This window comes from Pseudomonas sp. HR96 (genome assembly GCF_034059295.1).
Taxonomy (GTDB): Bacteria; Pseudomonadota; Gammaproteobacteria; order Pseudomonadales; family Pseudomonadaceae; genus Aquipseudomonas.
Window position 1 is genome coordinate 2,560,706 of sequence record NZ_CP139141.1, and the last position, 18,814, is coordinate 2,579,519.

The 18,814-nt window shown below is 64.3% G+C and carries 10 protein-coding genes; 4 read left to right on the forward strand and 6 right to left on the reverse strand.

The window, feature by feature from the left end:
* Nucleotides 1-8: 8 nt before the first annotated feature.
* Nucleotides 9-6,296 (reverse strand): hypothetical protein, encoded by a 6,288-nt coding sequence (locus SFA35_RS11775; protein WP_320578520.1) that lies wholly within the window; start codon nt 6,294-6,296, stop codon nt 9-11.
* Nucleotides 6,297-6,395: 99 nt separating this feature from the next.
* On the opposite strand from SFA35_RS11775, the gene SFA35_RS11780 reads away from it, so the two are divergent.
* A complete protein-coding gene (locus SFA35_RS11780) occupies nt 6,396-7,745 on the forward strand; it encodes a cation:dicarboxylate symporter family transporter (RefSeq protein WP_320578522.1) in 1,350 nt (449 codons plus the stop codon).
* On the forward strand, nt 7,742-8,647 hold the full coding sequence (locus SFA35_RS11785) for an NAD(P)-dependent oxidoreductase (RefSeq protein ID WP_320578523.1): 906 nt from the start codon (nt 7,742-7,744) through the stop codon (nt 8,645-8,647). The genes SFA35_RS11780 and SFA35_RS11785 overlap by 4 nt, the downstream gene beginning before the upstream one ends.
* Here the strand turns inward: SFA35_RS11785 and yghX are convergent.
* The 5 genes from yghX to SFA35_RS11810 form a co-directional block, all read right to left on the reverse strand.
* Nucleotides 8,644-9,528 (reverse strand): YghX family hydrolase, encoded by an 885-nt coding sequence (gene yghX / locus SFA35_RS11790; RefSeq protein ID WP_320578525.1) that lies wholly within the window; start codon nt 9,526-9,528, stop codon nt 8,644-8,646. The two genes, SFA35_RS11785 and yghX, sit on opposite strands and share 4 nt — an antisense overlap.
* Before the next feature lie 57 nt (nt 9,529-9,585).
* Complete coding sequence (locus SFA35_RS11795; protein WP_320578527.1) at nt 9,586-10,836, reverse strand: arsenic transporter; 1,251 nt, start codon at nt 10,834-10,836, stop codon at nt 9,586-9,588.
* A gap of 9 nt (nt 10,837-10,845) precedes the next feature.
* Entirely contained in the window at nt 10,846-12,060 is a 1,215-nt protein-coding gene (locus SFA35_RS11800) for an MFS transporter (RefSeq protein WP_320578529.1), read from the reverse strand.
* Between the two features lie 1,816 nt (nt 12,061-13,876).
* Nucleotides 13,877-15,268, reverse strand: coding sequence for a carboxylesterase/lipase family protein (locus SFA35_RS11805; RefSeq protein ID WP_320578531.1), 1,392 nt, complete (start codon nt 15,266-15,268; stop codon nt 13,877-13,879).
* Between the two features lie 234 nt (nt 15,269-15,502).
* Entirely contained in the window at nt 15,503-16,594 is a 1,092-nt protein-coding gene (locus tag SFA35_RS11810; protein WP_320578533.1) for a GlxA family transcriptional regulator, read from the reverse strand.
* A gap of 46 nt (nt 16,595-16,640) precedes the next feature.
* On the opposite strand from SFA35_RS11810, the gene SFA35_RS11815 reads away from it, so the two are divergent.
* Entirely contained in the window at nt 16,641-17,603 is a 963-nt protein-coding gene (locus tag SFA35_RS11815; RefSeq protein ID WP_320578535.1) for an ABC transporter substrate-binding protein, read from the forward strand.
* Between the two features lie 63 nt (nt 17,604-17,666).
* The gene (locus SFA35_RS11820) at nt 17,667-18,785 is read left to right on the forward strand and encodes an aryl-sulfate sulfotransferase (RefSeq protein ID WP_320578537.1); all 1,119 of its coding nucleotides are present in this window, start codon (nt 17,667-17,669) and stop codon (nt 18,783-18,785) included.
* The last annotated feature ends 29 nt before the right edge of the window (nt 18,786-18,814 follow it).

Sequence of the window (18,814 nt, forward strand, 5' to 3'; positions counted from 1 at the left end):
CGGACCGATTAGTGCTCGCGTGGAAACAGCTTGCGACCGATGGACTGTTGCTCCGGCGTGAGTGCGTTGTACACCTGGTCATACTCACGTCTGGCTTTTGCCATATCCGCGATGCGCTGATTGCGCGCCAGTATTTCGTAAGCCGGACCCTGTTCGATCACCCGCAACTCTTCGGTGACGACCTGGATTCTGCGGCTGGCCATATAGAGTTGGAGGAACGCTACGGAGTTGTCGTCATAGATATTGAGTTCGTTTAATGACCTGTTCAAGCTGTCAACATTTAGCAGCAGGCGTTCCTTGAGTTCAAAATAGACTTCTCGATCAGAATATCTCCCGTCGGGATGCAATGGAGCTGCGTCCAGCTCCTTGGCCATCTGCTCCAAGGCTGTCTGTATCTGCTGCTTGGCCAGACTGATACTCTGCCTGTAGTCTGTAGTCGCTATAAGGCTTGGATAGCTATCAGGTCCGACCATGACCAGTTCCTCGTACCGGGCAAGCTCTGCCAGTAGTGCAGCGGCACTGGCGCTCTTGTCCCGAGCATTATTGAAAGCGGTCAGCGCCGGACGGTCGCTTGGAATCTTGTCGACGATCACCTGGTCGAAATAGGCCTTGCGTTTGAGCGGGTCCATCAGAGCGAAGCCATGTTTCTGTAAAGCGTCGGGCACCTCATGGCCTCGGGCTTTTATCAAGACCTCATGGACGTATGCTCCATTCATTTGCATTTTGTAAAGACCATTGAACGCTGCACCATAGCCCAATAACTGCTCCGCGCGTGTGGCGAGTTTGTACAGTGTATGACCGATCATCCGGTAAACCCCGGTGCCCAGTACCTGGTGCCGATCGTAAATGTACCAACGGTCGGTGTCGCTGCGCTGATAACGCAATGGCGTCACCGTCGAAGCACTGTCTGCCGGTCGTGCTGCAAGATCTTCAAGCTCGAGGTCCAGAGTGCCCAAGGGAACTTGGCGGTAGTGGAAATCCATTGGCGAGTCGCGGTAATCCAGGTAGTCGAGGTCCACGACATAACGCTGAAAAGGTTGAACCACAAGGGGGTGATAGATACTAGGTTGCGCGTTTGGCGTCGAGGGTAATCCGCTGGCATCGTCGACAGCCTCCTCTGCTAGGCGCTTGGCCTCCGCCTCGAACTCGGGCTTGTTCAGCTTAGCCATGTAGTCAACGCCTATCGGGCCGCCTATCACCGCCCCGAGGACGATCATGGGGCCGAGGATGTCGCTCATCGCGTTTTCGCTAATGCTGTTGTAAAGCGCAGGATTGTCCTTGATCCAAGTCTCGATATTGAAGGGTTTAGGGCTATTGTTGAGGCGTGTCTTGCTGTTCAAGATCCGCTTTATCTTGTCGTCTTCCAGTTTTTTTGCCTTGGCTGCCGCTTCGGCGACTTTTTCCGCCTTTGTTTTCGCTGGGCCCGCAGGGATGCGCGCAGCATGCTCCTGGAGCTTCATCAACCTGGCCTTGGTTCGCTTTTTGATTGCTGCGAACGCGGTGCCCAAGGCTTTGGGCAGCCTGAACACATCGCCCACTTTCAGGCCGGCGCCCAAAGCAAAGAGCTCAAGCATAATGTTGAGCATGATGGTGTTTCTGTAATAGGTGGCGTCCTCGACGGTGTCAGCATGCAATATTCGCTGCGAGTTGCTGCTTGCGGCTGAAGCGATGGCCGATATCGCCGACATGGCGGCGAGGGTACCGGACCCGGCGGTGGGGATCAGGGATACGGCGGCGAACGCCATTGCGACGATGCCGAAAATCCAACCCGCGACGTCGCCGTTATAGATATCCGCCTGTTCCTGTTCGTTGCGGGTCGCCTTATCCATCTGATTTTTCAAGTCGAGTTCCAGATCTGCAATCTGCCGTTCGGCTATCTCGCTCAGCGTCCGCCGAGGTCCGAGGGAGATCGCGACCCCATCGTAGGCGTGGTATTTGACCGATTCCGGAAGGGCATCGTATGGCCCCAATCCCGCCTGTAACCTCTGGTACTGCCCGATCAAGCCGGCATCGAACCGTGGGCTGCCATCGCTGCGTTTGGCCTTGAGCGCTTCCTGTAGAACTTCAGCGGGGATTCGTTTTGCAACGTAATCGGTGGGGAAAACTGTAGAGCGAGGCTTTTTTCCGTCCATGATCCCGACCAAAGTGGAATAGTCGCGAATTTGAAATTGATGGATCCGATGTGGGTTGCGTCCTTCGCCGACGCCCTCGCTATAACGCTCTCCGAATAACCTACGGGCCCTGCCGCCGGCCTGGGACACATCCGTCAGTGTTCCACTTTGCAGGAATAAAAGAAATTGCAGGTCCCAGGTTCTGTCGACGAACCCGACCACATTGCGCACTGTATCCGAAGCGGTTGCCCTGGCTTTATCCTCGAGCAGATCAACTTCGTGCAGCGATGCTTGCCCTGATTTCAATGCCTGAATCGGATTGTAGCCGGGTATCTTGACTCTGAGTCGAAGCATGTCCTGGATCAACTTCATACGGCCGTCCTGAAGGGCTGGACGGAGCCTTTCGAATTCCGGAGCCAACGCTTTCAGGTAGCTGGCTTCAAGATCCGTTGTCAGCATTTCCTTGTACAACTCTTTCGGTTCAGGCCCTCCAAGATCGTATCTGGATGCATCCTTCTTGACGTACAGCAGTGCATTGGTCTGTTCGGCTAGCTTGCCGGTCAACATATCGTACTCACTGATCTCTACTTCTTCGTCGATATACATGCGCCCGTCAGCAATCATCGGCTGGTAGGTGTAAGGGTTGCGCTCACGGGCTGCAAGCGACTGAAAGTGAGAAGTTCCCAGGGTCAGCACCCCCAACAGTGGCGAGCGCAGATCTTTATTCTGGCCGGAAACGTTCAATACGTGAGTGCGTTCGGCGTTGTAAGACTTTCGATCGGCGGGTAACTGGTCAGCGTATTTGCTGTAAAGCTGGTTGCCTATATGTTCCGCGTAACCCTCCGGCGTGAAGAGGTGGGCCGGCATTGTCGGTTTCTTATCCATGTGCTGCTGCATTTCGTCCTTGAGCACGATCTTGATCGCTTCCTGGATCATCAATTCCTGTTTCAATACCTCGACGATATCCGAAAGGCGGATCGCCGCCTCGACGGACAATTGCACAAGCTCCGCGCCCGCCGACAGCGCGTCGAGGATCGCATCGGTATCGCGAGCTTCTCTGGAGCTCTTTTTCTGCAACGAGACCGTGGGCCATTCGGCTTGCTCCGCTTCGGTGGGAACGTAGCCAGCGGCCGTTGCCAGCTCGATCATGGCCAGCTCCATGGCGTCGTCGTCTTCCCACAACTGCTGCATGTCGTACTCGGCCTCCAGCGCCACCGCCACGTTGTCGATAACGGGTTTGCCGTTCTTGCCGGGTTTGTGCAGCAGCGCCGCAATTTCTTTTTCGCCAAGCTTGCTGGCCATGCCATGCCACACCAGCCCGACTCCCACGACCGCTGCGGTAGCGGCAGCTCCCGCAGCAATCCATTTGCGCTGATTACTAATGCTTTGGCCCACGCTCCTGATACCGTTTGCCACGCGCTCGCTCAAGGCAACCGGTTGCGTGGTGGCTTTGAACACCGAGTTATCGTGCTCCCAGGATTTATCGTAGGGCGCCAGCAGCGCGCCGGATTCCGCCGCCGTCGCCTCTGGCTGCTTCGCGCTGCTACCGGCGCCAGCCGCAGTCGGCGCAGACGCCTCACCATGGTTTCGCCAGCGGTACGCCATTGCAGCGAACAGCAACGCCGCCGCCAGTGCGCCGACGCCGCCGTAGATTTCGGCGTTGGCGCGGGCGTTATGGGCCGCAAGGCTCTCGACGGCTGTCGGAATACCCGCCATCTCCTGCAATTCACCGTGGTCTATCACGGTCGACCCGTCATCGTCCGCGGCTGACGCCATCGGGATGTTGAGCATGAACCCGGCGAGCATTTTGCTTAGTTTGGAGGCAGTCGTAGCGGGTACCAAATAATCGTACAAGTTGCGCGCCCCTTGCAGATGCTCTGCAATCGTCCTCGCGCTGGACTGAGTGACTGTGGCGGGCCCCAGGTAGCTCTGTTCACTGGGCGTGCCAGACCGGTACTGCTGATCAAGGTCCGAGTCGGTGCCGGCGGTGGTCGGGATGTAAGGACTGATCTGCTCTTCGCTCAGGCCGGTCACCAGGCTGATGGCCAGTATCTTGAGCCGCCGCAGCCAGGCCTGCACCACTGGGTTGCTGCTGTCGTGCAGCTTGGTCACGATCAGGCCGATGCGTTCCAGCGCACCTTCTTCAGCCACCTCATCGCCTTGCGCCTGATACATCGCGAGCAGCGGGGGCAGCAAGTAGAAAAGCTCGCGCACTTGGATGATCAGCGGCGTCACCCAGCTCCATAGGCCGATGGCGTCCGCCAGGTAGGTAAATAGCTTCTGCTCGCGAGCAGCGCTGGGTGGTTGCTGGTAGACCTGCCAGAACTCACGGAATGTCCAGAGATAGCTATTGACCTTGCGGAGCCACAGAGCAGCGTTCAAGGCCCCATAAACTTGTGGAAACAATCCCTTGATGACCTTCTTTACCACCAGTTCGGCAAGCTCCCCCATAGTTTGCGGGACCTTGTAGCCCCCTAGCATGAATCCCCAAACCGCGAGCGGTATGACCACTTCACTGACCAGTTCGCCATCCTGAACCGTTCTATCGAGGTACGCCTTGGCCTCTTGGGTAACCATCTCCCACAGGCCCATGCCGATAATGCTGACACGCGACCATGCCTGCGAATCCGCAGTCTCGTCGTTCAGGCGGGTGATTCGCGAAGTCAACGGGCTCCAGCGTTCGAATTGCTCGGCCAACTGCGCCAGAGGCATCGGCAAATGCGCTTCGAGCAGGTGGCGGTGGGGTGACTGGGCAATGGCGTTGGTGACTTCATCGAGCAGGACGTTCACTGAGGCATCGTCAGGAAGCCTGGCCAGCCGCGCGCCGATATCGCCCGTGGCCAGAATGGGTGTGGCGATACGCTCGGGCATCAACAGCTGCATGGCTTGCCGGGTTTGCGGAGCCTGGAGAAAGTCGAATCCCCAGCCCAGTTGTGCACTGACGCTCAGCTGGTATGGAAAGCTGGACAGCGCGCGCAGCGCCTGGGCGGCGCTGGCCAGGTCGCTCAGGTAAGTGATCGCCTGCAGCGAGCCGGGGCTGTTGCGCATCGTTGCATCCATGAACAAGGGTACGGCTTGGGTGGCCAAGGTTTCTTCCGGCAGGCGGACACCGAAGCGCTCGTCGAGGAAATCACGAACCAGGCCGGCAAGAGGACTTTGCAACGCTGTTTCGAGAAAGGCAGTACCTTGCTCGATGGCCTGGCTGGATTGGGCCGCCAGCGCATCGGTCTGCGATTGCAGAGTGGTAGCAACGAACAGCGCCGGATCTTGCAATGCCTCAAGCAGTTGCCCCCAGCCCCAGAAGAAGTTCGGCAGCCATTGCAAGTTGTCAGGCAATACCACCCTCAGCACCTGCTGGTTATCGATGCTGTTGATTGACTGCAAGTAGTTGGCAACTCCCTCCATGTCCGGCACGCCGGCGCCATTGAAAAACTGTCTGAGCAAGCGCAGTACCCCCGGTACTGCCACCTGCATGACCTTGTGCACCGAGTCGCCGCTGTGCCGGGAGGAAAGACCCAGCAAATGCGGTTCAAGCTTGCTCAGGGGTTCTTCCAGTGCCTGCACACTGAAGTTCGAACCCCCTGCCCAGATGATGTGGTAGGCATGCGCTATCACTTCGACCAGTTGCAGTGTCCGCGGGTCGATGTAGCTGTCCCGGATTGACTCCAACAGTTGTTCCATCCGCTCTTTGCCGGAGAGATGCACGGGTTGCTGGTCCAACCCCGTCAAAATGTCCTTGGCCAGCCCGGGGTCAACCCATATACGCAGCAGCTTGATAGCCATGGCGACGAAAGTTGGCAGCACCATGGTCTTGAACAGCTGCGGCCATGTCGAGGCCGTTGATTTGGGCACGTCTGCGGCTGAGGCGGGGGCTGGCAATGGCGGCTGGAGGACATACTCGGGTTCAGCTGGGGCATTCGAGTGAGTGGCAGGCGACTTGGCAAACGTGGAAGAAGGGAAGCTCATGCCGACCTCTCGGGATCTCCAATGCACGCGGGCGATGGCGGGCATCTGGGCGAATTCAGTTGTGTGCCGAGTCAATATAGGCCGGTGGCAGCGTAGCTCGATGACTGTTATCTGCCGGTCAAAAGCGGCCTGAAAAGAAAGTGTCGGCGTCCACCGACTCAGCGCGTAGCCGGGTTCGCTGGAGCCGACCACTGAGCCGCAGGCATAAACAAAACGCATCACCTCCCAAGCCCAACGCATTGGCTTGGAGCGCCGCCGGCTGCCACTCTGGTGCTCGAATCACCCGTTACTCAAAAACAATAACGACGGTCGAGCGCAATGAAACTACTTGGCAAACTGTATATCCAGGTGCTGATCGCGATGGCCCTGGCCATCGCCTTGGGCCTGCTGGCACCGGACCTTGCGGTGCGCATGAAGCCGCTCGGCACGGCGTTCATCGCCCTGCTGAAAATGGTGCTTGGGCCGATCATCTTCTTCACCGTGGTCCACGGCATCGCCCACATCGGCGACTTTCGCCGACTCGGGCGCATCGGTATCAAGACCCTGGTCTACTTCGAGGTGGTCAGCAGCCTGGCCATGCTGGTGGGCTTCGTCGTGGTGTCTTTGGTGCGGCCGGGCGATGGCCTGCATGCGCACATGGGCGACGAGCTGGCCGCCGGGCAGGCGGCCACGGTCAATGCCGCGTTGGCCGGCGGCAGTTTCAACCTCGAACACTTCCTGCTGACGATCATCCCCAGGACCCTGGCGTCGGCCTTCGTCGATGGCGACATCCTGCCGGTGCTGTTCGTCTCGATCCTGGTCGGCCTGGCCCTTGCCCAGTGTGCCAAGCCCGACTGGGTGGGCCTGCGGCTGTTGAACGAAGGGCAGACGGTCATCTTCAAGCTGCTGAGTTACATCATGCGCCTGTCGCCGTTGGGCGCGTTCGGCGCCATGGCCGCCGCCGTGGGGAGTTTCGGCTCGCAGACCCTGCTGTACCTGCTGCGCTACATCCTGACCTACTACGCCAGCGCGCTGATCTTCATCTTTCTGGTGCTCGGCAGCGTCGCCGCGCTGGCTGGCTTTTCTATCCTGAAAATCCTTCGGGTGATCAAGGAGGAGGCGGTCATCGCCATGGGCACCGCGTCCAGCGAAGCGGCGTTTCCCAAGCTGGTGGCCAAGCTGACCCAGGCTGGATGCGACGAAGCGGTGGTGGGATTCGTGCTGCCGGCCGGCTACAGCTTCAACATCGATGGCGCCTGCCTGTACATGGCCTGCGGCCTGGGCTTCCTGGCCCAGGCGACCGACACCAGCCTGTCCTTGGGCCAGTCGCTGAGCCTGCTGGGGGTGATGCTGCTGACCTCCAAGGGCGGTGCGGGCGCCGCCGGTGGCGCGGTGATCAAGCTGGCCGCCACCCTGGAGTCGGTGCGCGTGCTGCCCCTCGGCGCCCTGGGGCTGTTGTTTGGTATCGACCGGGTGCTGGCGATCGCTACCTCGACCACCAACGTGATCGGCAACAGCGTGGCGGTGTTCGTCATCTGCCGCTGGGAGAAGCTGTTCGACCGCGAGCGCTTCGATGCCTGCCTCAATCCTGCGGCTGCGGCTGCGGCTGCGGCTGCGGCTGCGGCGCCACGGGCCACCCGCACCCATCCTTCCACCCTCGACAACCCGCAAGAAGGAACGCACCCATGAGCGTATTGCAGACAGTGGCCCTGATCGGTTTCGGTGAGGCCGGCGGCATTCTTGGCCAGGACCTCGCCGCGCAGGGGGTGCAGGTGCGCATCCACGACCGCCTGCTCAATGATCCGGCGCAGCGCGATGCCATGCTGGCCAAGGCCCGCAAGGCCGACGTGCAGCCGTTCGACTCGGCCGAGCTGGCCATCCAGGGCGCGCAGCTGGTGATCTCGGCGGTGACCGCAGGCTCGGCGCTGGCTGTGGCGCAACAGGCAGCCGCGCACCTGCAGGCCGGCCAGGTGTTCATGGACATCAACTCGGTGGCGCCGACCACCAAACAGGCCGCCAGCGCCGCCGTCGGCGCGGGGGCCGCGCATTATGTGGACGCGGCGGTCATGGCCCCGGTGCCGCCTCAGCGCCTGCAGACGCCGATCCTGCTGGGCGGCGGGCGGGCCCAGCAGGCCGCGCAATGGCTCCTGCCGCTGGGTTTCAATGTGCGGGTGGTGGCCGAACAGGTCGGTGTCGCTTCGGCGATCAAGATGTGCCGCAGCGTGATGATCAAGGGCCTCGAGGCGCTGACCACCGAGAGCCTGGCCACCGCGCGCCAGTACGGCGCCGAAGAGCTGGTGCTGGCCTCTTTGCACAAGAGCTTTCCGAGCATGGGTTGGGACGCCCGCCAGCCGCACTACCTGATCAGCCGCGTGGCCGAGCATGGCCGCCGGCGCGCCGAAGAAATGGAGGAGGTGGCCCGCACCGCCGCCGATGTCGGCATCGAGCCGCACATGAGCCGCGCCATCGTCGCCACCCAGCGTGGCCTGGTGGACGCCATGGCGGCCCAGGGCATTGCCTACGCCGAGCCGTTCGACTGGATGGCCCTGGTCGACCAGCTGTACCCAGGGCGCCGTCAGTCTGGCGACTAGACCAGGTACTTGTTGAACCACTCCAGGGTGCGGTCCCAGGCCAATTGCGCGGCGGGTTCGTCGTAGCGCGGCGTGGAGTCGTTGTGAAAGCCGTGGTTCACCCCGGGGTAGATGTAGGCCTGGTACAGATTGCCGTGGGCCTTGAGCGCCTGCTCGTACGCCGGCCAGCCGTCGCTGATGCCTTTGTCCAGTTCGGCGTAATGCAGCAGCAACGGTGCCTGGATGCGCGGCACGTCTTCGGCCTTTGGCTGGCGGCCGTAGAAAGGTACGGCAGCGGCGAGCTCCGGGTAGGCCACGGCGGCGGCGTTGGCCACGCCACCGCCATAGCAGAAGCCGGTGATGCCGACCTTGCCGACGTCGTTCTGCTTCATCAACCACTCGATGCCGGCGAAGAAATCGTTCATCAGGCGGGTAGGGTCAACCTTCTCCTGCAGCGCCTTGCCCTTGTCGTCGTTGCCCGGATAGCCGCCCTGTGAAGTCAGGCCGTCGGGCGCCAGGGCGATGAAACCGGCCTTGGCCACGCGTCGGGCGACGTCCTCGATATAGGGGTTCAGGCCGCGGTTCTCGTGCACGACCAGCACCGCCGGGGTCTTGCCGGAGGCCTTGGCCGGCCGTACCCGATAGGCACGCACGGCGCCGTTCCCGGCGGGCGAGGGGTAGGTGATGTACTCGGCGACGATGTCCGGGTCGGTGAACGGCACCTGCTCGGCCAGGGCGTAGTTGGGGCTCAAGGCCGCCAGCAGCGCCGGGGCAGTGAGGCCCATCACCGCGAAGGCGGCGGCGCGGTCGAGAAAGGCGCGGCGGTCGATGCGGCCGTGGGCGTAGTAGTCGTACAGCTCCAGCAGCTCCTGGGGAAAATCCTTGGCGGTGAGACGGCTCATCGCTGCGCTCCGGTCTTTGATAGGCATGGAAGACTCAGTAAAGCAGCCTTTGCCGGCTCAGTGGGTCAATTGCAGCGCGGCCAGGCTGGCGAGCAGCGCGGGCGGCATGACCAGGGCTCCCAGCTTGAGGAAGGTCCAGGCGCTGACGTGCTCGCCTTCGCGGCGCACCGCGATCAGCCACAGCACCGTGGCCAGTGAGCCGGTGATCGACAGGTTGGGGCCCAGGTCCACGGCCACCACCAGCGCCCGGGTGGTCTCGCTGGGCAAGCTGGCCAGGTGGCCCACCGAGCCTGCGATCAGCCCGGCAGGCAGATTGTTGACCAGGTTGCAGGCGATCCCCACCAGCACTCCGGCGCCCCAGGTGACTTGCACCGGCGCGGCCTGCGCCCACTGTTCCAGGGCCTTGGCCAGGGCGCCGACCACGCCGGTCAGGGTCAATGCCTCGACCAGCACGAACAGCCCCGCCACAAGCGGCAGCACCCCCCAGGACACGCCCTTGAACACCGGCCAGGGGTTGCTTTTCTGCAGGCTGTGCACCAGCACCACCGTGGCCAACCCGGCCAGGCAGGTCGGCAGGCCCAGCTGCAGGTCCAGGGCCGACACCACCAGCAGCAGCACGCCGGTGACGGCGATGCCGCCGGCGGTCAGCCGCGCGCCCAGGCTCAGCGGCGGCAGGGCGTCGACCTGCTCCAGCGGCTGGCGCAACGCCTGGCGCTGGCTGAGGCGCAGCACCAGGTAGGTCAGGGCGATGGCCGCCAGCGATGGCAGGCTGAACTGTGCCAGCCATGGCCCCAGCGCCGGCATCTGGCTGCCGAAGATGACCAGGTTGGCCGGGTTGGAGATCGGCAGCACGAAGCTGGCGGCGTTGGCGATGAAGGCGCAGATGAACAGATAGGGCAGCGGCTCGGCTTTGGCCGCTCGGGTGGCTGCATACACCGCCGGAGTCAGCACCACGGCGGTGGCGTCGTTGGAGAGAAACACGGTGACCAGGGTGCCGACCGCGAACACCAGGTCGAACAGCCGCTGGCTGGAGCCCCGGGCCTGGCGCGCGGCCAGGGTCGCCAGCCAGTCGAACAGTCCTTCGCGGCGAGCCAGCTCGGCCAGCAGCATCATGCCGGTGAGAAACAGATAGACGTCGTCACCCTTGGCCACCGCCGCCAGCGCAGCGGGCCAGGGCACCAGCCCGCACACCACCAGCAGCAGCGCGCCGCCCAGGGCCCAGACGTACTCGGGCAGCCGCCAGGGCCGCAGGATGACGCCGGCAGTGGCCAGGGCGGTGATGCACCAGGTGATAGCGGATAGCGGCATGGGGCAGACTCAATCGGAGGCGGGTTGGCGGGTTTCCGGCAGCAGGAACAGCAGCAGCAGGGCGAGCGCAGCAATCGCCCCGAGGGTCAGGAAGGCCATGCTGAAGCCGGCGGCCTGCACCACCAGCCCGGCCAGGCCGTTGCTCAAGGCCGCGCCCAGGCCGAACGCCGTGGTCAGCGCACCGAGGCAGATATTGAAGCGGCCGCTGCCTTGGGTCAGGTCCTTGACCACCAGCGGGAACAGCGCGCCGAACAGCCCGGCGCCGACGCCATCGAGCATCTGCACCGCCACCAGCCAGTAAGGGTTGTCGGAAAGGGTATAGAGCACCGCACGCACCGGGAGGATGGCGAAACCTGCCAGCAGCAGCGGCTTGCGCCCCCAGCGGTCGGCGCGCGCGCCGACCAGCATCGCTGCCGGCACCATTACCAGTTGCGCGGCGACGATGCAGGCCGAGGTCAAAGGCGTGGCCAGGCTCATGTTCAGCTGCGACAACTTCTGGCTGACCAGCGGCAGCATCGCCGCGTTGGCCAAATGGAACAGTGCGCAACACAGGGCAAACAGCAGCAGCGAGCGGCTGCCCAGCAGCGCGCGCCAGCCAGGCACAGCATCGGCTGGCGCAGCGGCGCTGGCATCGAAGCCGCGGGCCAGGTCGTGGTCGATGGCTTGCGGGGCGATGTTGGCGATGGCCACCACACTGCACAGGGCCATCGCGGCCATCAGGTAGAACACCGCCACCGGCCCGAACAGATAGGACAGGCCGCCGGCCAGCAAGGCGGCACAGGCATTGCCGGCATGGTTGAAGGTCTCGTTGCGACCGGTCCGCCGCGTGAACGCCTTGGGCCCGGTCATGCCCAGCGAAATGGCGGCGATGGCCGGCGCGAAGATCGACGCCGCTGCCGCGCTCAGGGCCTGGGTCACCGCTACCACGCTGAAGCCGTGGACCCAGGGCAGGATCACGCAGCATCCGGTCACCAGCATCGCCGCCACCGCCACGGCGGCGCGCTTGCAGACGATCCGGTCGATCAGGCCGCCCGCCGGCGTCTGCGTCACCAGCGCCGCCAGCCCGGCCAGGGTCATCACCAGGCCAATACTGGCGGGCTCCCAGTGATGCACGGCCAGCAGGTAGATCGCCAGATAAGGACCCAACCCATCGCGCACATCGGCCAGAAAGAAATTCAGGGCGTCGAGCGCGCGGTTGCTGCGAGGGGTGGGCGACTGGACCATGGCGGCTCGCACGGTGGGAAGGATTGAAGCTCAGTGGGGGTTTTGACGGTGGAAGTTCCGTGAGAAGCCGCAAGGCTCGTCTCGAGACTCAATCACGGCCACCACCGGCCGCCCGCGCGGCCTTATCGCGGGCTTCGCGCGCTCCTACGGTTGTTCCGGGCGCATGCATCCATTTGATGTTCCACGATAGACCGCCAGGCACCAAGGCGGTCATAGGAGATCTGCCTGGAACGGCACGATCAAAACAGACGTGGGAGCGCGCGAAGCCCGCGATAGGCCGCGCGGGCGGCCGCTGGTGGCCATATTGGACATTTCGCCAGGCACCAGGAAGATCACACCGGCCTGGCGGCCTCTCGGGGTCTGCGACCCCTCCCACTTTGATCGCGAACCCCTTGTGGGAGGGGGCGAAGACCCCGAGAGGCCGGCGGGCCTGTCTTGAGACTCAATCACGGCCGCCAACGGCCGCCCGCGCGGCCTATCGCCAGCTTCGCCGGCTCCTACATTTGCTTCGAACGTGCCGTTCCAGTGGCATTACCTATGAGCGCCTTGGTGCATGGCGGTCTATCGTCGAACATCAAAGGCGGTCATAGGAGATGCCACTGGATGCATATAACTCGAAACAGATGTAGGAGCCGGCGCAGCTGGCGATAGGCCGCGCGGGCGGCCGCTGGTGGCCCTATTGGACATTCCGTCAGGCACCAGGAAGATCACACCGGCCTGGCGGCCTCTCGGGGTCTGCGACCCCTCCCACTTTGATCGCGAACCCCTTGTGGGAGGGGGCGAAGACCCCGAGAGGGCGCCAGGCCTGTCTTGAGACTCAATCACGGCCGCCAACGGCCGCCCGCGTGGCCTATCGCCAGCTTCGCCGGCTCCCACATTTGCTTCGAACGTGCCGTTCCAGTGGCATTGCCTATGAGCGCCTTGGTGCATGGCGGTCTGTCGTCTAACACCAAGAGCGGTCATAGGCGATGCCACTGGATGCATATAATCGAAACAGATGTAGGAGCCGGCGCAGCTGGCGATAGGCCGCGCGGGCGGCCGCTGGTGGCCATATTGGACATTTCGCCAGGCACCAGGAAGATCACACCGGCCTGGCGGCCTCTCGGGGTCTGCGACCCCTCCCACTTTGATCGCGAATCCCTTGTGGGAGGGGGCGAAGACCCCGAGAGGGCGGCTGGCCTGTCTTGAGACTCAATCACGGCCGCCAACGGCCGCCCGCGCGGCCTATCGCCAGCTTCGCCGGCTCCTACATTTGCTTCGAACGTGCCGTTCCAGTGGCATTACCTATGAGCGCCTTGGTGCATGGCGGTCTATCGTCGAACATCAAAGGCGGTCATAGGAGATGCCACTGGATGCATATAACTCGAAACAGATGTAGGAGCCGGCGCAGCTGGCGATAGGCCGCGCGGGCGGCCGCTGGTGGCCCTATTGGACATTCCGCCAGGCACCAGGAAGATCACACCGGCCTGACGGCCTGGCGGCCTCTCGGGGTCTGCGCCCCCTCCCACTTTGATCGCGAATCCATTGTGGGAGCGCGCGAAGCCCGCGATAGGCCGCGCGGGCGGCCGCTGGTGGCCATATTGGACATCGCGCCAGGCGCCAGGAAGATCCCAGGCAAAAAAAAGCCCGTGATGGGGGCACGGGCGGGAACACTTGAAGGAGCGAGTTCAGACTATGCCCAGCCAGTTGAAAAAATCGTGATAAGGATGTGAGCTGGTTTTCACATTTGCATCAGGTTGATCGCGGTGGCCGAGCTATAGGCCGCATGGAGCAGCCCCCGATAGGCAGTAAGCCCGGTTTCACGCAACGCTGTGGATCAATCCCCATAGAGCCTTACCCCGGCATCGGCAGTGAAGTCCAATACGGTCGGCTGGCCGCTTTCATAGCGCGGCCAGCGCGCCAGGCCCGCGCCGTTGGGGTTGCCGGTCCTGACGAAATTGACCAGATAAGCGCTGGCCAGCTCGCTGGCCCGGCGGTCCTGAGCGCTCAGGGCTGGCCCAAGCCAAGCGTCGAGGGTGCGCAGGAAGTAGGGAATCTCACTGGCGTGCCGGGCGCCCTGTGGTGACTGCGCCCGCGCCGCCTGGGCGACGTAGGAAAAACGATAGCGGTACAAGGGCACCCCTCGCCCGACCAGAAGGTCGGCTACCGTCCTGGCGCCTTTGATCATGGCGCCTTCGGCGCCGAACAGGTCATCGCTGACCACGCCAAGCATCACCGGCACAGGGGCGAAACGCCTGGCCTGGTAAGCCTTGAGCGCATCCACGGCGACCTGGCCGTCGCGCATCGGCAGGGTATAGGTCGGCACTGCCTGGGGCGGCTCGAACAGGGTCGAGAGATTGAGCTCGCCGGTGACTTGCGCAGCGCTCAGCCGGCGCAAGCGGGCGACGGCCTGGGGATCGTCGGCAGCGATGCCCTGCGTGGCCGCGAAGGCCAGGCCGGCCTGTTCCGCCTTGCCCAGGTCGTTCATGAACAGCTGGCCGTCGCCACCGGACTGAATGACTGCGCGCTGAAACAGTCCGTGGTTCTGCGGCGAGGTCAACAGCGCATGGATCGACATGCCGCCCGCCGATTCGCCCACCACCGTCACCTGGCCCGGGTCGCCGCCGAAAGCGCCGATGTTGCGCTGCACCCACTGCAACGCGGCCAACTGGTCCATCAGGCCGTAGTTGCCGAGGGCTTCGTGCGCGCCCTGGTCCCGGCTGAGCTGGGGGTGGGCGAAAAAGCCGAAGCGCCCGACCCGGTAGTTGAAGCTGACCACCAGCACGCCCTGGCGGGCGAGCGGCTCGCCGGAATACACCGCTGCCGAGCTCCGGCCATTGACGAAGCCGCCGCCGTAGATCCACACCAGCACCGGGGTCCGGCCAGCGGCCTGGGCCGGCTTCCAGACATTGAGGTACAGGCAGTCCTCGGCGGGCGGCGCGCCTGCCGGCGAGGCGCTGCTTTCAAAGGCTTTCTGCATGCAGTCGGGGCCGTAGCGCTCGGCCGAGCGGACCTCCTGCCAGGGGCTGACCGGCTGCGGCGGGCGCCAGCGCAGCTCGCCCAGCGGCGGTTGGGCCAGGGGGATGCCCTTGAAGGCTTCGACCCCTGCGCTGCGCACGCCGCGGATCAGTCCGGGCTCGATGGCGACGATGGGGGCCTGCAGTTCGCTGGCGTGGGCAGCGAGCGCTGCCAGCATGAGCAGCGCTGGTGAGGTGGGCAAAGCGTGCATGATGACATCCTGTAGTGACGGTACAGGCTCAGTTTCTCGAGGCCACCGCTGACAGGGGTTTTAGCATGAGCTGGATCGACGGGCGAATTGCTGCAGCAAATTGCAGGCAAAAAAAAGCCCGCGATGGGGGGGAGCGGGCGGTAAAGCTTGAAGGAGCCAGCACAGACTAAGCCCGGGCAGTTGAAAAAATCGTGATAAAGATGTGAGCTGGTTTTCACATTCTCAATGGGCGACTCAGCACGCCAGGTTCTGCGCGACGAACCGATACCCCGTCTGACCCGCCGCCGGCAGCGGCGCATGGCCGCGTTGCCGATAGCCCTGCGGGCTGTCGCCCAGTTGCTTGTGGAAGGCTCGGCGCATGCGTTCTTCGCGGCCGAAGCCGACCGTCTCGGCGATGCGCTTGATCGGTTCGTTGCTGGTTTCCAGCAGGCGGCAGGCGGCTTCCAGGCGTAGGGTCTCCACGGCATGGGCGGGGGTGTCGCCGGTGGCGGCGACGTAGGCGCGGGCGAAGTGCCGCGGGCTCATGCCGAACTGTTCGGCCAGGCGCTCGACGCGCAGGTCTTCGTTGAGGTGGGCGGCGATCCAGGCGTGCAGGCGCGCCAGGCGCACCTGCGGGTCGGTGCCCAGGGCCTTGGACTGCGCCTGCAACGACGCGCTCAGTTGCGGCTGTTCGGCCGAGCGCCAGATGAACACGGTGAAATAGCGCGCCAGCGCCAGGGCGGCATGGGGGCCCAGGTCCTGTTCGACCAGGGCCAGGGCCAGGTCGATTCCGGCGGTGGCGCCGCCGCAGGTCCACAGCGGGCCGTCATTGAGGTACAGGGCGTCCTGCTGGCAGCGCACCCCGGGATAGTCGGCCTGCAGCTGCTCGATGAACTTCCAATGGGTCACTACCTGGCGGCCTTCCAGCAGGCCGGCGGCGGCCAGCACGAAGCTGCCGGTGCCGATCGAGCACAGGCGCCGCGTGCCGGGCTGGCGTCGGCGCAACCATCGGCAGATCTGTGCGTCGTGCTCCAGCACGGTCACCCCCGGGCCGCCGACCACGATCAAGGTGTCGATGGCCGGCACCTGGGCATCGAGCCAGGCCAGCGACTGGGTCATCACCTCGACGCCAGACACCGAGGTCACCAGGCCGCCTTCCGGGGAAGCGAGGACCAGGCGATAGGGCGGTTGGCTGGCGAAACGGCCGGCCAGCACCCGCGGCACGGCAGCGAATACTTCCATAGGGCCGCTGCCGTTGAGCAGCAGGGCATCGGCGAAGGTCAGCACCACCACCGTGCGAGTGTCAGGCGTGGCAGCAAAGGAGGGGTGTTTGGCATGGATCGGCACGACGGGACTCCACATACTCGGCGCAACACAAAACGAGAACCTGACAATGCCGTCAATTTTCCTGCCTGCCAAGCGACTTCGTCGTGCCTTGTTCGGCTGCGCGGCGCTGGTGCTGGCGGCCCACGCCAGCGCCGCCGAGGTCTTGCAGATCGGCGACCAGAGTGGCCTGGTGCAGGCCCTGCTGCAGGCGGCCGGGCAAGCGCGGCCGGACAGCGACCGCTGGCACCCCTTCAGCGCCGGTCCGGCGTTGCTCGAAGCACTCAACAGCGGCGCCATCGACGTCGGCGTGGTCGGCAATGCGCCGCCGGTGTTCGCCCAGGCTGGCGGCTCGGCGGTGCGCATCATCGGCGTCGCCGAGGGCGCGCAGAACAACAACGCCTTGCTGCTGCCGGCCGGTTCCAGCGTGCAGCGAGTGGCCGACCTCAAGGGCCGGCGCATCGCCGTGGCCAAGGGCTCCAGCGGGCATTACCTGGTGCTGGCGGCGCTGCACGAGGCGGGGCTCGAGCCCCGTGACGTGGAGCTGGCGTACGTCAGCCCGGTGGACGCGCAGAACGCCTTCGCCAGCGGCCATGTCGATGCCTGGGCCGTATGGTATCCCTACGTCGGCCAGGCCGTGGCCCAGGGCGCACGGGTGCTGGTGGACGGCAGCCCGTGGCCGGAAAGCGGATTGAGCTTTGCCGTGGCCAGCCAGCAGGCGCTGGCCGACCCGCAGCGCTCGGTGCAACTGGCCGAGCTGCTTGGGCGCCTGGCCCGGGCGCAGGACTGGGCCACTGCGCACCCGGCCGAGTGGGCCGTCGCGCTGGCCGCCGCCACGCACCTGCCGCTGGCGCTGGTGCAGGACATGCTCGCTCACCAGCACCTGCGTTATGTGCCCATCGACGCTGGAATCATCGCCTTGCAGCAACACCTGGCCGATGCCTTCGCCGCAGCCCGGTTGATCCCGCGACCGGTCCAGGTGCAGACCCTGTTCGACGCCGACTTCAACGGCGCGCTGCCCGCGCCACACTGACCTGAAACCTGAAAACGCCATGCCGCTTGCCCCGGCAGGGCCTCGTTCACCCGGAGAAAAGCCATGCCAACGCTCGATCGCACCACCCTCAGACGCCAGAAGACCGGCTTGATCGCCGTCGACCACGAACGCAGCGCCGGGGGCTACACCCTGTTTGCCCCGCAGACCGCCAACGGCCAGGTCTTCCTCGTCGACCTGGACGGCGAAGTGGTGCACCGCTGGCAGCTGCCGCAGCGGCCCGGGCGCGATGCCGTGCTGCTGGCCAATGGCAATCTCGGCTACAACGGCAACCACCCGGATTCGCCGAACCTGTTTCCCGGCTGGTCGGTGTGGCACGGCGGCGCTTTCAGCGAAGTCACCCCCGAAGGCGAAGTGGTGTGGCAGCACACCGACCTGATGCACCATCACGATGCGCAGTGGCTGGACAACGGCCACCTGCTGTACACCACCGTCGAGCCGCTGAGCGCCGAGCTGGCGCGCCGCGTGCAGGGTGGCATCCCCGGCAGCGAAGCCGCCGGCGGGGTGATCTACGCCGACGTGGTCAAGGAGGTCGATCGCCAGGGCCAGGTGGTGTGGGAGTGGCGCAGCTGGGAGCACCTGCGGCCCGAAGACTATCCGTTGCACGACAGCTTCGAGCGCTACCACTGGCCGATGACCAACGCGGTCAGCCCGGGGCGCGACGGCAAGGTCATCCTCAGCCTGCGCAGCGTCTCGGCGGTGATCGCCGTGCAGCGCGTGAGCGGCGAGGTGCTGTGGCGCCTGGGCCACGACCTGGTGGCGCAGCAGCATTGCCCCAGCGAACTGGACGACGGCCGCATCCTGGTGTTCGACAACGGCATCTCGCGGCCCCACGTGTCCATGCCGTTCTCGCGGGTGCTGGAAATCGACCCGCTGGCCCAGCGCATCGAATGGCAGTACGCCGACACCCCGGGCTACGCCTTCTTCACCCCGTTCATGGGCGGCGCGCAACGGCTGCACAACGGCAACACGCTGATCACCGAGGCCAACTTCGGTCGGCTGTTCGAGGTCACCCGGGCCGGCGAGGTGGTGTGGGAGTACGTCAACCCGCACTTCGCCGCCTACCCCGACGCACCGTCGCGGCAATATCTGCCCGGCGAAAACAACGGCATCTTCCGCGCCCACCGCTACCAGCGCGAGGACATTGCCTGGCTGCGTGATTGAGCCAACCCCCACCCACCGTCCTGACCAAC

Bases quoted from the DNA above. Each gene is read 5' to 3' on its own strand.
- SFA35_RS11775 (WP_320578520.1), bottom strand. From the start codon at position 6,296: ATGCGTTTTGTTTATGCCTGCGGCTCAGTGGTCGGCTCCAGCGAACCC.
- SFA35_RS11780 (WP_320578522.1), top strand. From the start codon at position 6,396: ATGAAACTACTTGGCAAACTGTATATCCAGGTGCTGATCGCGATGGCC.
- SFA35_RS11785 (WP_320578523.1), top strand. From the start codon at position 7,742: ATGAGCGTATTGCAGACAGTGGCCCTGATCGGTTTCGGTGAGGCCGGC.
- yghX (WP_320578525.1), bottom strand. From the start codon at position 9,528: ATGAGCCGTCTCACCGCCAAGGATTTTCCCCAGGAGCTGCTGGAGCTG.
- SFA35_RS11795 (WP_320578527.1), bottom strand. From the start codon at position 10,836: ATGCCGCTATCCGCTATCACCTGGTGCATCACCGCCCTGGCCACTGCC.
- SFA35_RS11800 (WP_320578529.1), bottom strand. From the start codon at position 12,060: ATGGTCCAGTCGCCCACCCCTCGCAGCAACCGCGCGCTCGACGCCCTG.
- SFA35_RS11805 (WP_320578531.1), bottom strand. From the start codon at position 15,268: ATGCACGCTTTGCCCACCTCACCAGCGCTGCTCATGCTGGCAGCGCTC.
- SFA35_RS11815 (WP_320578535.1), top strand. From the start codon at position 16,641: ATGCCGTCAATTTTCCTGCCTGCCAAGCGACTTCGTCGTGCCTTGTTC.
- SFA35_RS11820 (WP_320578537.1), top strand. From the start codon at position 17,667: ATGCCAACGCTCGATCGCACCACCCTCAGACGCCAGAAGACCGGCTTG.